Raw genomic sequence first — 13,074 nt, forward strand, 5'->3', positions numbered from 1 at the left:
TGGTTATGACTCACTATCCAGGAGTCATTTATTCATAGTAGTATTTTTAGGGAGACGACAGGTCGTGCATTTTGAAGAATGTAGACTGAGAGTTTATATCATATCAAGGAACAATCTCATAAATAGTACCTTTGTTAAAATCAGATACTTTCATAGAACCGTAAACACCTAAATATAATTTAGTTTGATCCAAATTTGTTCCTAAACTCATATAATAAGCTGCTTGCGTACCGAAATCATAATTAGTTTCAATAACATGAAAGTCATTATGTTTACCGTCTGTACCGGCTCTAGTATATGCTAAAACACCTTTAACTGGAGGACGAGAATCTTCTTTCTTAGCGAGGTCAGTAAATACGACACTACCTGTTAAATTTGGAATTGCAGTCCCCATATATGGCTGAACTCCTGTAAGTGAAGTTCCTCCAAATTTATCCGGTCTAGAGTCTTTATGGAAATAACTAATAAGAGGCTGAATACGCTTCACTGATGTTTGGATTGTTTCATCATAATAAGCCATTATCCTCTCATCCAAAGTAGGATTCTCAGAACAGTGTCTTATAAAAGAGGTTGGTAAATCTCCTTCCCATCCTCGCCAACCAAAATTAAGAAATCCTTCTTGATTAGGAGTAGAACTCATTAAATACGTTTGAACAAGTTCTGTAACCGGAATTGATTTATAATGAACAAACGAGAAAATCGACTCTACGATATCCTGTCCGACATTTCCAGCGTATTTGATATATTGATTATAAAACCTTTGGAATGTAATACCGGTTATATTTCGAACACCTTTCGCAATTACTGTAAGGGTTTCTTGTATAGATAAAGGAAGTTCATTAAAGCGCGTTACTACTGAAGGATTATGTATGATTGTATTTTTACTTACATCGATTTCAATGATTTTACCTGCTATTTCTAAATCATCTTGGCTTAAATTAAATGGGTCATAACCTGATCCACCATCTCCATTTGTAAAAACAAGTTTTCCAGTCTCCGGTGAAAAATTTAAACTATTAACGCCGTTATGATTGAAAAATGGCCTTCTTATATTAAGTAATGTTCTTCGTTTTTCAGGTTGACCGTTTGATTGTAAAATCCATTCCTCAATTGCATCAATATGGTCATATTGAGCATCTCTATTTACCCACTTTAAGTTTAAAGATTTAGGGTCACAAGGATTCGGTTTAAATTGTTCTGAAAGCGCACCAGCCCCTTGAGTTCCAGCTACTGAATAATGAAGGTAAAATAAACCGTTATGATTAAATTGTGGATGAAACGCTAGTCCTAGTAACCCTCGCTCATCATAGCCACTACTAGAAACGCCTTCTTCAGATGTGCCTAATTTAATAATCCGATTACGAATATTTAAAAATGTCTTTATCGCTCCGTCTCCTATGTAAAAAATCTCTCCTAATTGAGTTGCGACAAATAGTCTTTCAGTTGAATCACCCGGAAGTATAGTGGTTTTCATCACAGTCGGTAAATTTATATTATGAACAATGGGCCGTAAACTAACTTGAATTTTTGTCAATTAACTTTACACCCCTTTTGCTTCTTTTTATAGAAGAATATGATAAGAGTAGTTCTATTAGTATTAAATAAACGATATTCCTTTTTATTACAATTTTGTATATAATATAAGTATATACAATCTAGGGGGACCAGCGATGACAATCGTACTACAAATCATCTTACCACTAATTTTCGCAGTGTATTTATTTATCCTCTATCGTAATGAGAAGTTTGGATCAGCTTCATTCCTTTTAGCGGTCATAATTGGGATTTTCGGTTTAGAGAATATTTTTCAATATGCTAGTTTAACAGATCATGCTGTTTATCCATATTGGGGCAGTTTGAAAGCTGTTGTTATCATTTTATCAGTCGTATTTCTATTTAAAAAAGGAGGTCTGACAGGAAAATACTAATTTGTAACGCTGTACATATTTTCTTATCCTATTGCTTTTATTTTACAAAAGAAGAAATGTCCATGTAAAAACAAGAAGGAGTGTGTTACATATGTCTATAAATATTATTTCTATAGTTTCTATAATAATATGGATTGTGTTGATTACAGAACTTATAAAACCTTCAAAAGAACAGAATGGACGAAAAATAGTAACTTTATTAACGGCCGGTTCCGCATCAACAATTATTTTGACGGTTTCATTTATTCAAAATATCCCGTTTTGGAATTGATAGTGATATAATTACAAAAAATATTTATAAATAAAAAAGATTAGGATTCGCTCCTAATCTTTTTTATTATTCAATTGCACCAGCAACGTCATAATCATTTAAATCTAATTCAATTGGTTGTCCTAGCGCTAGTTTAGCTAATTCAGATCCTAAATATGGACCAGCCGTTAAACCTGAAGCTCCTAATCCATTCGCAACGAGAATACCTTCAAAGTTAGGTAGTGGGCCAATAACAGGTAAGAATCCAGGCGTGAATGGTCTGAATCCAACTCTCGTTTCAAGCATTGTAGCATTTTCTAAACCAGGTGCAACTGCTAATGCTTTATGGAATACTTCATGTAAACCACCTGCTGTTACACGATGATCAAAACCAGTGTCGTTTTCATGTGTCGCACCAATTACGACATGACCATTATCAAATGTTAAAATGTATTGATCGTTTGGCGGCATAACAACTGGCATATTTTCTGTTGCAGTATTTTCCATTTGCAGGTGAACAATTTGTCCTTTTTGGAACGTAACTAAGAAATCAATTCCTAATGGGTTTAATATTTCGTTCGCCCATGCGCCAGCAGTTACAATAACCTTTTCTGCTAAAATTGTCTCGTCATTTACTTTAACTCCAGTAATATGATTCCCTTCACGGACTAATACTGCATCTCCTTTTATGAAAGTTGCACCATGTTTTTTCGCAGCGCTTATTAATGCGTTGCGTAATAATCTTCCGTTTACTCTTGCAGCACCACTAATATGAACAGAACTATATTCTTCTGATAATGCCGGGAATAATTTTTTCGTTTCTTCAGCTGATAAACGCGTAATTTCACCAATCTCTGGTGCATCTTCACGTCGTTTATAAGCTCGCTCTTCCATTTGATCTAGTTTTTTCTCGTCAGTATGTAAACTAATTGCACCTACACGGTTGTATCCTGTATCCGTTTCACCGTCTTCTTCTAATTGTTGAATTAACGACGAATAGTAACGCGCACCGCCTTTAACGATTTTATACCACGCTTTATTACGACGTTGTGAAAGCCATGGACATACTATACCTGCTGCTGCATCAGTGGCTTGCCCTAATTGTTGGCGATCCACGATAGTAACATTCGCACCAGCCTTAGCCAGATGATAAGCAGTAGACGCTCCTAAAATTCCAGATCCAACTACAATATACGATTTCATTTCAAACACCTTTTCTCTTTGCTAATTATATAAATATAAGAACATTCTTAAGTATAATAGAAGGAATCCTTTTTTCAATGTACTCATCGCAATTAATCGTTTCACCATTGTGACTTTCCTAATCGTTATTTCTTCTGCTTACGGAATAATTCAATTGTTTTATAGCCTTGTGAAAGGATTTCAATCATTTTCTCAAGGCGTTTTTCACGTGTTTTTTCTTGTTTCACAGAAAATAAATTACGTGCCCAATCTTTTTGATATCCAGGAGTTAAACTTTGATAAAGCTTAAGTTCATTTGGATGATTAGCTAATAAAGCTTCAACATCTTTAATTCGACCTGCATAATCGGCAACACATTGACTCATAGCAGGCGTTTTCGTCGCTTTTTTCTTTTCACGCTTTAAGCCTACAACAGTAAAGACGTCATCCATACTTACCATTCGAGCAAATTTAATTTCACTTTCTCCTACATAGCCATCTTCTCCAACGCTTAATGCTGGAAACATCTCATCGCGGTGAATAAACGTACTGTAACGAGCATTACCTTTTTTCGGATATGCGAAAAACACATAACCTTTTTCAAGTAATAATTCTTCATTACTAATAATAAAATTCGTTTGTTTCACCATTTCATCAAGCGTTTCAACAAAAATAAAAATAGCATCGTGTTCTTTTGAAAATGCAGTTTCTTTACCTGTGAAAATGTCATAATCACTTGGTTCGTTAATAACAACCATATTCGTATACTTATTAAGTTTCAATTTATCGATAACTGACATAATAATCTTCCTTTACATTCGAAATTCATTGTACATACTTTTTTATACTGTTCTAGTGTATTATATCTATTTAGAAAATCAAACTTTAAATAGTATTATTCTGTTTCAAAAGAACAAAAATCTTTATTTGAAGAACTGGTTTTACAAGAGGATGATGGAAAGGAACCAGTTTTTAATTCATATGAAGAGGCTGCAGAAACATTAAAAATATTAGAAGAAAACCTTTTAAACCAAAAATTATACAAATAGCCGATTCCGAATAAGAACAGGCTATTTGTACAATCACAACTCAATAGCAAATAAAGTATATAAAAGCTCTCTATATTGATCTTCTGTAATTTCACGCTTAGTTTTTGCTCCATACATCATTTCAGTTAAACTAGAATTCGTTAAAGAGATATGGCCAGCGTTCGTCAACTTTACTGCAATTGGTCCTTTATTGAAAATAGACTTTTCATCTTCTACCACTCTTCTTTGAACATCGTTTACTACTGTCTCGTCAATAATATGAGTATAAAAAGCATGACAAACTTTCCATTCTCCATCAACACCTATTCTTTCTAGAACATAATTGCCTTTACTCGTATCTTTTCGTCTTACCCGGTACGAACCGTTTTTTGAAGAAACAGACTCACCAGTAAAAGGTACAGGAACGAGGGGTACTAACGAAGCTATACCTACATCAATTAAATACTGTACGTTATCTTTATTTAAAATAATTGTTATATGTCCGTCCTCAAGTGCCCAAGCGTTTATATCATTTTTATATACAGTACCTAGTGCGAGTTGTACATCATAACCACTATCTTTTAAAAAATAATAAAAAAGAGTATTTAATTCATAACAAAGCCCACCGCGGGAACTAGTTAAAATTTTCTCTTGTAAGTTTTTCATAGAAATTGCATTTATATTACCTGCTATAACATCTAAATTCTCAAACGGTATTGTGTGAGCAAATGCAAAGAGTATTGTACTTAATTCTTCAAATTTTATTTCAGTACGTTTTTCAAGGTTTAATCTTGTAAAGAGTTGGTCTTGTAACTTTGTCATATTCAGCACCCCTTAATAAGTTATAAGTTTAAATAATATATGCTGATTGTATATGTGATGAGGTACTGTAACAATGTACATTTCGTTTAACTGTACCGGTACAAAAATTCTAATTCACAAGATTGCCTAATATAAGAATTAAAATAAGAGGCATCATTAAAATGCCTCTTATTTACTCTGGGATGTTACGAATATAAATGTAATAGTTTGTCTATGGATACATTATTAATATTACTTAAATCAATAAAATATTGAAGTTGCCACATTTGGCTCTTTTTAGCTTGATTACTAACAGGTTTATCCCATATAGGATAAACTCTCATAGCCATCTTTCCTTTTTGACTTTGAGTTTTTAATATTTTTTCTTCAAGAAGAATCTCTTTCGGGAAAATAAATTGTCCTAGTTTATGATCGTTAATACAAGTGATAACTAATAAGTCAGGAGCAGCGTCATAAGAAAACGCTTGATTTTGCATGTTTTCATTTTTCTCCCAAAAAGAAACAAATTGACCAATTTTGTTAGGAGTAATTTTTGATACTCTAAAACGTATCGTTTTGTTATTTAAGTGAAATAACGCCCCAGCATACTCTGAGTTTTGTCTTTCTTCTTTTAGATTAGTGATTATTAAGTTATTAGGTTTATATACTATGTTATTTAAATTTTGAATGATATCATTAAAGTTGTTCAAGTAAACGTCCCCTTTATCCATCTTTTAGTTTATCACAAACGTTAGTTCTTATATATCGTATAGATAACATATAGTAATAACGACGTGAAAAAGAGGGGTATTTTAGTGGAACATGATTATGCAGGTTGACTAGATTATTTCAATGTACTCAATTTTTCAATTGCTTGTTGTTCAGTTGCTAAATAAAAAATATCATTACCTTTATTACATTCATAAATGAATTCTTTTAAGCTTTTACTAGTGTACGTAGAAAAATCCCCAACAATAGCAATCTTTACCTTGTAGTTTATAAACTTTTGAAGGATATCGCCCGCAAGCCGTGTTTTTAGATCAAAGAAATCTTCACTTATTAAAGATTTATGGATAATAATATGTTTCGCATCTACCTTATATTGAACTGTTGCCATAGTATCTAATGCAGACTGAACATCCGATATTAATACCTTATCGTTTCTAATGACCGCAATATTGATTCCATCGATTACTACTTTCTTTATTTCCATAGTCCCACCCCTTTATAATTTACACAGTATGAGTAAAATTATTTTACAAAACTTCGTATTAATCATAGATTAAATTAGAAGCAGTTCTTAAAATCGCCTCTATTTTTTATTACTAATACGGTCAATGAAATTAATGATAGTTTCTCTTTTTTATATTTTTGAATATATATATATAATTGCTTTTACTTGTTATACAAATATTGTGGAGTAACATAACTTAACAAACTATCCAAAGTGTTAATCTCGGCATATGGTTGTATTTTGGTAGTATTCTTGATTTTCTGAGGGTTAAACCATACACCTTTTATATTTGCATTTTGAGGACCAGCAATATCCTTTTCTAAGTCATCCCCAACAAATAAAGTATTTTCCGGCTGTAAATCTAGCTTTTTTAATGATAGTTCGAATATACGTTTATCAGGTTTACTAAATCCCACTTCTTCAGAAATAATGATTGTTTCAAAATACCTATTTAAATTCGTGTTAAATATTTTAGCTTTTTGCCTCTGAGTTGAGCCATTTGTTATAATTCCAACTTTAAAGTGCTTCTTTATTTGATTTAAGAAATGAATAGTATTTTGGTCTATTGAAAAACATCTAGGGAAATTATTATTCCAAAAATCTTGGATGTAATTGCGTGGCAATCTATACCTCGGCGTGAATTCATCAAACAATGATTCTAAAACTGTCGTTTTATTACTTATGCCATATTCTCTTTTATCGTATTCTTTGAATTTCTGTAACATGTTGCTTTTAGCCGCACCATCTACATCTTCATAACACTTTTCTAAAACAATTAAAAATAATGCCTCTACTGCTTTATCCCTATCAAGTAATGTATCATCTAAATCAAACAGCATCGCTTTATAACCCATCAAATAATTTCACAACCTTTCTCGCATGATTTAAATAATCCTTAGTTCACACCTTAAGCGTTTACTAAATTAGCAAAAAAACTCTAAAGTTTGTGACGTACACTCTATAATTTCGCTAGCTTTTTTTATATTGAAATTCATTTCCGTTTCCCCTTCTAGTAAGTAGCGAAAGTATATGTTCACACAGTTTAAGAAATCACATGTAGTTCCCAATATTATACATTAGTTTTTTAGAAATATAAATCGTTCAGCTTTTCATACGATAAGTTTTTTCAAGCATACAATTATTTTTTCATAAAACGGAATATGGCTAATAATATTTTTTTGGAGAATACACATTCTTGAAAATGAAGCTAATACGTTAAACGTCCTATGAATTTCCTATTGTATCTCCACATAAACTCCAGATAGTACGGCTATAATGACTACCAGAGGTGATATTATGAAAAACTATCATATTCTCGTGGTAGAGGACGATCAAGAAATTCAGGAATTAATTAAACAATTTTTAATGACACAGCATTATACAGTGGTAGTCGCTTCAGATGGACTAGAGGGTATGACACAATTTAATAAGCAATCATTTGATTTAATTCTTCTAGATGTCATGATGCCCAATCTTAATGGGTTTGAAGTTTCTAAAATGATTCGAAGTCAGTCAAACGTACCAATTATTATGCTAACTGCGTTGGAAGAAGAGGAAGATCAAATGAAAGGATTCGACCTTGGGATCGATGATTATATAACAAAGCCCTTTTCATTTCATGTTTTGATTAGACGAGTCGAAGCTGTACTTAGAAGAAGTTATGATAAAAATGTAAATAATCATTTGATATTTAAAGAAGTGTGTATTGATGTGGATGCATATAGAGTATATGTAAATGACGTTGAAATTATATTAACGACAAAAGAGTTTGAAATTCTACAACTACTATTTCAAAATGAGAGAAAAGTACTCACAAGAGAAAATATCGTTGAAAAGGTTTGGGGTTACGATTATTTTGGAGAAACACGAATAATCGATACACATATTAAAAACCTACGCAAAAAATTAGCTATCCCTTATATTAAAACAATAAAGGGTATTGGATATAAAATTGATGAATAGTATTGTGAAACTCATGAAAATGAAGCAAATTACTTATAAACTCTTTATGACTACATCTCTCATTTTATTATCCTTTGCAATATTGATTTATTTAACTTTATACTTCTTTCTTCCGACGTTTTATGAGCAATATAAAACAGATCAACTTCAAACAGGGATAAATGAAATCATTGATAAATCTAAAAATCTTACGTTTCAAGATGCGATACCACTTTTTGATGAATACGCCAAAAAAAATAATGCGATGCTTTATCTTCAAAATAAAGAGGGAATAATGATTTACTCTCCTTCATTTTCTTTTATTCAAAGTGGTACGCAAAAAACAGTAGTTACTAAAGCAACACGATTCGAGAATGCAAGTACCCTTAGCAATTCATATAACGTTACGAAACCAATTCAATTTCAAGATGGTAGTTTAACGCTTGTAGTGTTTGCTACATTTCAACCGATTGATGAAGCTTCACAGGTTTTAGTACGCTTTCTCCCCTATATTAGTATCATTGTGCTCGTTATTGGTATAGGGAGTGCTTATTTTTATTCCAGGTTTATTACAAAGCCACTTATTTATATTAATGAAGGTGCACAAAAGATGGCAAATTTAGATTTCTCCGAAAAAATTGAGGTTCGCTCTACAGATGAGTTAGGAGAATTATCTAATAGTTTGAATGACATGTCTATTAACTTGCAACAAGCTATGTTTGATTTAAAAAAAGCAAATGAACAATTAAAAAATGATATTGAAAAAGAAAGAGAAATAGAAACAAAACGCAGAGAGTTCTTTGCGATTGTAGCACATGAATTAAAGTCCCCTCTTACTGTAATGAAAGGATACTTAGAAGGAATGATATACAATATTGGCCCTTATCAAAATCGCGATCAATATTTAAAGAAGAATCATCAAATTATTGAAAGTATGGAACAATTAGTTCGTGAAATTTTAAGCGTATCGAAATTAGAACAACACACCTTTAAACTAAAAGTAGAAAAAGTTAATCTTTCAAAGTTAATAAATACAATTACAAAAGATCTCGAATTTTTCGCTTCACAAAAAAACATCCAAATAATAAAAGAAATTGATTCTGATCTTTCCGTTTATACAGATTATGTTCTTTTAGAAAAAGCATGTAAAAATATTATCCATAATGCGGTTATGTATTCACCACATAATGAAAAAGTTTATATACAGTTAAGTAAGGATCCTAAACAAGGTCAAATTAAAATACAAATTATGAATACAGGTGTCAATATTAAAGAAGAAGATATACAACAAATTTTCAAACCGTTTTATCGAATTGAAAAATCAAGGAATCGAAATACTGGAGGAAGCGGTTTAGGACTGTATATTGTGAAACAAATTCTTGAAACGCTAGATATAAAGTATTCTATAAAAAACATGGAACATAGTGTGCAATTTTGTATGAACATTCCATTATCTAAACAAAAAACAAATAAACTCCCCTCTTAGTAGGACGAGTTTATTTGTTTTTGTAGTAAGTATAAACGTATTAGGAATTAATAGGCTGGCTATTCGTTTTATGACAACAATTAAGGCTCCGCCAACCCGGACTTGAATCCTGGCAGGCCAGCTGTAATCATATATAACCTAAATAAAGGTACAATACAAAATCCCTAGCGCTGGAGCTTTGTTTGCTGTAAAGAGTGATCCGAACATTAAAATTTTGATATGAGGGGAGATTTTTATAAAACAATGTAATATTAACCCATGGAATAATTATCCTCACTCGTTTTATAATTAAATTAATATATAGTTGTGGTGTAATAAATGAACAAGTTAAATAAATACTCGAAGGTCTTCATCATGTTTTGTGCATTAAGTGTGATATTCCTAATCATTTCGCCTAATAAAATTATAGGTAGGTCGGCTATTCAAAAAGGTGATGTGAAATTACACGTATACTCTCAGGCTACTACGGGAGCATCTCAAAAGATCAGTGAGAATGATTTGGCTATTTTAAAAGAAAGAGTGAGAGACACGTACCCAAATATAGCCTCGACAGATATTGAACTTGTAGGTGATACCCCATTTCGTCATGTTTCAGATTCAGCGTATGTTCAAGATTTTACTGTATATGGTGAAGTAATAGGTATGACACGAAATGAGACATCAGGAGAAAATACTGTCGCAGTATTAAAGGTTTCCTACTGGGATATGCCGATGATTCAATATTTGTTCTATAAGATGCTAATAGAAGAATAGCACTTGAAATAGTGTTATTTTTCTACGAAGTATCCAATATACAGGTTTTTAGAAAACAGACCGGCCATAACGAGCGGTCATAGGCTTCGTGAATACAGATGGTATGCTGGAGCGAAGAGTTGGTGATATTACTACCTATTTGACCTTTATTATGACAGTGAATGTGAGGTAAGAATATGCAGTTAGAAGATTTTTTAGAAAAGAATAACGAAAATAAGAGCACAAAACAGTCATAAGAAAAAGCACCTAGTTGTTAGGTGCTTTTTCTTATGACTTTCAAAGTGAGTTAAACAAATTTAATGCGGACCCTCTAACTTAATTTAGCAAATGCGACTAGAGAACCCTTATCGCAAGAAAGAAAATCGTTTTTTTCATAAAAGTGTCTTACATCTGGTGCTTCTTCCGTTAATAGTACTTTTTGGCGAACTGTTTTATATTTACATAAAATTTGTTGTATGAGTTGAGAAGCAATTCCTTGATTCTGATAAGCATGTAATATAAGAATATCTTGTATATAAATGATTGTTAATCCATCGCCCACAATACGAATTAATCCCACTAATTCTTCTCCATTCCAAGCAGATATAACTTCTAAGGACTGTGAAATAGCTTGATATAGGACTTCGATATCCTCTGTATAGGCGTACCACTGCACATCTTTATATAATCGTTCTAATTGTTCTATCTTTATAGCTTTACTATTATTAAAGGTTATTGTCATTCATTCTTCCTCCCCAAAAATATTATCTTGAAGAGATGTTCCGTAATTTAACCACTGTTATGTTCCCCCTTTTCATGTAGTACCGTATATTTTGTATATAACTATTTCGACAAAATCCATCGTATTCCTGTTTATGACCTATAGGGTATCTATTACTTATTCTTGATATGTGATCTTAAGACATTCTTTCTTTAAGTTGTTGTAAATGAATGTATTTTGAGGTCAAAAGAAGTACACCAATATATACAAGTAATGGAACAGATTTATTTTAAATGGCTAAGGTTAAATCTATTGATGATGTTCGTAATCCTCTGCAAACCTTGGATACTGTTTGGACAATTCATGCTCAATTTCGTCGTAAGCCATCGTGTCTACTGATTTTTTACATACCTCATTTGCAATTGCTATCGACTGTCTTGTTTGTTCTTCAATGTACTGAGATAAAGTAATCGATTCCATCATCATAACGCATCCCTGTTTGTTTCAAGACCAGATCCATTCACGGATAAAGCAAATCGGAACACACTTACAAAAAAATAACTTTTAGATTAAGTAGCGTGCAAAAAGGTTAATTTTGTGATTTTTATAAATAAAATTAATGGAGATATTAAAAACCGTACTCATAAATGGAACAAATGTGTTACTTAGATTGTCTATTACGTATAAAAAAGGTGTTCTTGGTAGGTCTCTCCTTTTGTAATGCAAGAAATATAAGATGAGTCCTATCCTGTACATTTTTTAATTGTATCGGTATGTAAAATACCAATACAAAATCCATAAATTCTTGAAAGAGGTTGAAAATGTATGATAGTTTCAAAGAAGTTTTTCCACATTTCGCATTATAAAAAGATGCTACCTGTAGTATTACTTTCATGTGTAACGCTTATAGGCTGTTCCAATAGCAATATTCATTCCGAACCACCGAAACAAACAAAACAAGAAAATACAAGTAATCATTCTTTTGTTAAACTTGAAAAAGAATATGATGCTAAACTTGGTATTTATGCATTGGACACAAGTACGAGTCAAACTGTTACTTATCGTTCAGATGAACGTTTTGCATACGCATCTACCCACAAAGCACTTGCTGTTGGAGCACTGTTACAAAAGAAATCAATAGAAGATTTAGATCAAAGAATTAAGTATACTAGCAAAGATTTTGTGAATTACAATCCAATTACTGAAAAATATATAGATACAGGTATGACTTTGAAAGAACTTGCGGATGCTTCCATTCGATATAGCGATAATACTGCACAAAATCTTATTCTTAAGCAATTAGGTGGGCCAAGTGAATTCAAAAAATCACTGAGAGAAATAGGAGATACTGTCACAAATCCTGAACGTTTTGAACCAGAATTAAACGAAGTGCAGCCAGGAGACATACGTGACACTAGTACCCCAAAGGCATTAGCTACTAGTCTTCAAGCTTATGCGCTAGGCGATATACTTTCAATTGAGAATCGGAAATTTTTAATAGATTTGATGAAAAGAAATACTACGGGGGACAACTTAATTCGTGCTGGAGTTCCAGGAGAATGGGAAGTAGCCGATAAGACTGGCTCTGGATCTTATGGAACAAGGAATGATATCGCAATCATTTGGCCACCAAATAAGAAGCCAATTATTCTTGCGATACTTTCTAATCATGCGAAAGAGGATGCGAAGTACGATGATAAGCTTATTGCAGATGCAACGAAAATAGTGTTAGATGTTTTAAAAGTAACGAATAAATAATAATAGTCATGAA

The 13,074-nt window shown here is 32.2% G+C and carries 15 protein-coding genes; 6 read left to right on the forward strand and 9 right to left on the reverse strand.

From position 1 onward, the window contains the following. Nucleotides 1-103: 103 nt before the first annotated feature. Nucleotides 104-1,534: a PQQ-dependent sugar dehydrogenase gene (locus JDS81_RS15225; protein ID WP_097952590.1), complete on the reverse strand. Its 1,431-nt coding sequence runs from the start codon at nt 1,532-1,534 to the stop codon at nt 104-106. Nucleotides 1,535-1,670: 136 nt separating this feature from the next. Between JDS81_RS15225 and JDS81_RS15230 the strand changes: the two genes are divergently transcribed. Both JDS81_RS15230 and JDS81_RS15235 read left to right on the forward strand, forming a co-directional pair. Further along, nucleotides 1,671-1,928, forward strand: coding sequence for a hypothetical protein (locus tag JDS81_RS15230; protein ID WP_000158007.1), 258 nt, complete (start codon nt 1,671-1,673; stop codon nt 1,926-1,928). Nucleotides 1,929-2,019: 91 nt separating this feature from the next. Continuing rightward, on the forward strand, nt 2,020-2,199 hold the full coding sequence (locus JDS81_RS15235) for a hypothetical protein (RefSeq protein WP_140158463.1): 180 nt from the start codon (nt 2,020-2,022) through the stop codon (nt 2,197-2,199). A gap of 66 nt (nt 2,200-2,265) precedes the next feature. Here JDS81_RS15235 and JDS81_RS15240 read toward each other — a convergent pair whose 3' ends face one another. The 6 genes from JDS81_RS15240 to JDS81_RS15265 all read right to left on the reverse strand — a co-directional run bounded on the left by JDS81_RS15240 (nt 2,266) and on the right by JDS81_RS15265 (nt 7,277). Further along, nucleotides 2,266-3,381 (reverse strand): NAD(P)/FAD-dependent oxidoreductase, encoded by a 1,116-nt coding sequence (locus JDS81_RS15240; RefSeq protein ID WP_070173297.1) that lies wholly within the window; start codon nt 3,379-3,381, stop codon nt 2,266-2,268. A gap of 125 nt (nt 3,382-3,506) precedes the next feature. After that, on the reverse strand, nt 3,507-4,160 hold the full coding sequence (locus tag JDS81_RS15245) for a YdeI/OmpD-associated family protein (RefSeq protein WP_097952586.1): 654 nt from the start codon (nt 4,158-4,160) through the stop codon (nt 3,507-3,509). A gap of 282 nt (nt 4,161-4,442) precedes the next feature. Further along, nucleotides 4,443-5,210 carry an arylamine N-acetyltransferase family protein gene (locus tag JDS81_RS15250; RefSeq protein ID WP_097952584.1) on the reverse strand — a complete coding sequence of 256 codons (768 nt, stop codon included), beginning with the start codon at nt 5,208-5,210 and terminating at the stop codon, nt 4,443-4,445. A 185-nt stretch (nt 5,211-5,395) separates the two neighbouring features. After that, the gene (locus tag JDS81_RS15255; protein WP_001058759.1) at nt 5,396-5,899 is read right to left on the reverse strand and encodes a MepB family protein; all 504 of its coding nucleotides are present in this window, start codon (nt 5,897-5,899) and stop codon (nt 5,396-5,398) included. 134 nt (nt 5,900-6,033) lie between these two features. After that, nucleotides 6,034-6,402 carry a DUF4180 domain-containing protein gene (locus JDS81_RS15260; protein ID WP_097952580.1) on the reverse strand — a complete coding sequence of 123 codons (369 nt, stop codon included), beginning with the start codon at nt 6,400-6,402 and terminating at the stop codon, nt 6,034-6,036. A 182-nt stretch (nt 6,403-6,584) separates the two neighbouring features. Then, nucleotides 6,585-7,277, reverse strand: a complete 693-nt coding sequence (locus JDS81_RS15265) for an HAD family hydrolase (protein ID WP_141499468.1) — start codon at nt 7,275-7,277, stop codon at nt 6,585-6,587. A 442-nt stretch (nt 7,278-7,719) separates the two neighbouring features. Between JDS81_RS15265 and JDS81_RS15270 the strand changes: the two genes are divergently transcribed. From JDS81_RS15270 to JDS81_RS15280, 3 genes are all read left to right on the forward strand, one after another. Continuing rightward, the gene (locus JDS81_RS15270) at nt 7,720-8,385 is read left to right on the forward strand and encodes a response regulator transcription factor (protein ID WP_097952576.1); all 666 of its coding nucleotides are present in this window, start codon (nt 7,720-7,722) and stop codon (nt 8,383-8,385) included. Continuing rightward, nucleotides 8,378-9,850, forward strand: coding sequence for a sensor histidine kinase (locus JDS81_RS15275; protein ID WP_097952574.1), 1,473 nt, complete (start codon nt 8,378-8,380; stop codon nt 9,848-9,850). The genes JDS81_RS15270 and JDS81_RS15275 overlap by 8 nt, the downstream gene beginning before the upstream one ends. 354 nt (nt 9,851-10,204) lie before the next feature. After that, entirely contained in the window at nt 10,205-10,603 is a 399-nt protein-coding gene (locus JDS81_RS15280; RefSeq protein WP_242481362.1) for a transposase, read from the forward strand. 310 nt (nt 10,604-10,913) lie between these two features. On the opposite strand, the gene JDS81_RS15285 is transcribed toward JDS81_RS15280, so the two are convergent. Together JDS81_RS15285 and JDS81_RS15290 are read right to left on the reverse strand one after the other, a co-directional pair. Continuing rightward, complete coding sequence (locus JDS81_RS15285; RefSeq protein WP_097952570.1) at nt 10,914-11,324, reverse strand: GNAT family N-acetyltransferase; 411 nt, start codon at nt 11,322-11,324, stop codon at nt 10,914-10,916. 288 nt (nt 11,325-11,612) lie between these two features. Beyond that, on the reverse strand, nt 11,613-11,786 hold the full coding sequence (locus JDS81_RS15290; RefSeq protein ID WP_176521118.1) for a hypothetical protein: 174 nt from the start codon (nt 11,784-11,786) through the stop codon (nt 11,613-11,615). Nucleotides 11,787-12,128: 342 nt separating this feature from the next. Here JDS81_RS15290 and bla point away from each other — a divergent pair, with 342 nt between their 5' ends. Beyond that, entirely contained in the window at nt 12,129-13,061 is a 933-nt protein-coding gene (bla, locus tag JDS81_RS15295) for a class A beta-lactamase (RefSeq protein ID WP_097952568.1), read from the forward strand. The last annotated feature ends 13 nt before the right edge of the window (nt 13,062-13,074 follow it).

It is taken from the genome of Bacillus cereus group sp. N31, assembly GCF_016483245.1.
Taxonomy (GTDB): domain Bacteria; phylum Bacillota; class Bacilli; order Bacillales; family Bacillaceae_G; genus Bacillus_A; species Bacillus_A toyonensis.

Bases quoted from the DNA above. Each gene is read 5' to 3' on its own strand.
- JDS81_RS15230 (WP_000158007.1), top strand. From the start codon at position 1,671: ATGACAATCGTACTACAAATCATCTTACCACTAATTTTCGCAGTGTAT.
- JDS81_RS15235 (WP_140158463.1), top strand. From the start codon at position 2,020: ATGTCTATAAATATTATTTCTATAGTTTCTATAATAATATGGATTGTG.
- JDS81_RS15240 (WP_070173297.1), bottom strand. From the start codon at position 3,381: ATGAAATCGTATATTGTAGTTGGATCTGGAATTTTAGGAGCGTCTACT.
- JDS81_RS15245 (WP_097952586.1), bottom strand. From the start codon at position 4,160: ATGTCAGTTATCGATAAATTGAAACTTAATAAGTATACGAATATGGTT.
- JDS81_RS15250 (WP_097952584.1), bottom strand. From the start codon at position 5,210: ATGACAAAGTTACAAGACCAACTCTTTACAAGATTAAACCTTGAAAAA.
- JDS81_RS15260 (WP_097952580.1), bottom strand. From the start codon at position 6,402: ATGGAAATAAAGAAAGTAGTAATCGATGGAATCAATATTGCGGTCATT.
- JDS81_RS15265 (WP_141499468.1), bottom strand. From the start codon at position 7,277: ATGGGTTATAAAGCGATGCTGTTTGATTTAGATGATACATTACTTGAT.
- JDS81_RS15270 (WP_097952576.1), top strand. From the start codon at position 7,720: ATGAAAAACTATCATATTCTCGTGGTAGAGGACGATCAAGAAATTCAG.
- JDS81_RS15275 (WP_097952574.1), top strand. From the start codon at position 8,378: ATGAATAGTATTGTGAAACTCATGAAAATGAAGCAAATTACTTATAAA.
- JDS81_RS15280 (WP_242481362.1), top strand. From the start codon at position 10,205: ATGTTTTGTGCATTAAGTGTGATATTCCTAATCATTTCGCCTAATAAA.
- JDS81_RS15285 (WP_097952570.1), bottom strand. From the start codon at position 11,324: ATGACAATAACCTTTAATAATAGTAAAGCTATAAAGATAGAACAATTA.
- JDS81_RS15290 (WP_176521118.1), bottom strand. From the start codon at position 11,786: ATGATGGAATCGATTACTTTATCTCAGTACATTGAAGAACAAACAAGA.
- bla (WP_097952568.1), top strand. From the start codon at position 12,129: ATGATAGTTTCAAAGAAGTTTTTCCACATTTCGCATTATAAAAAGATG.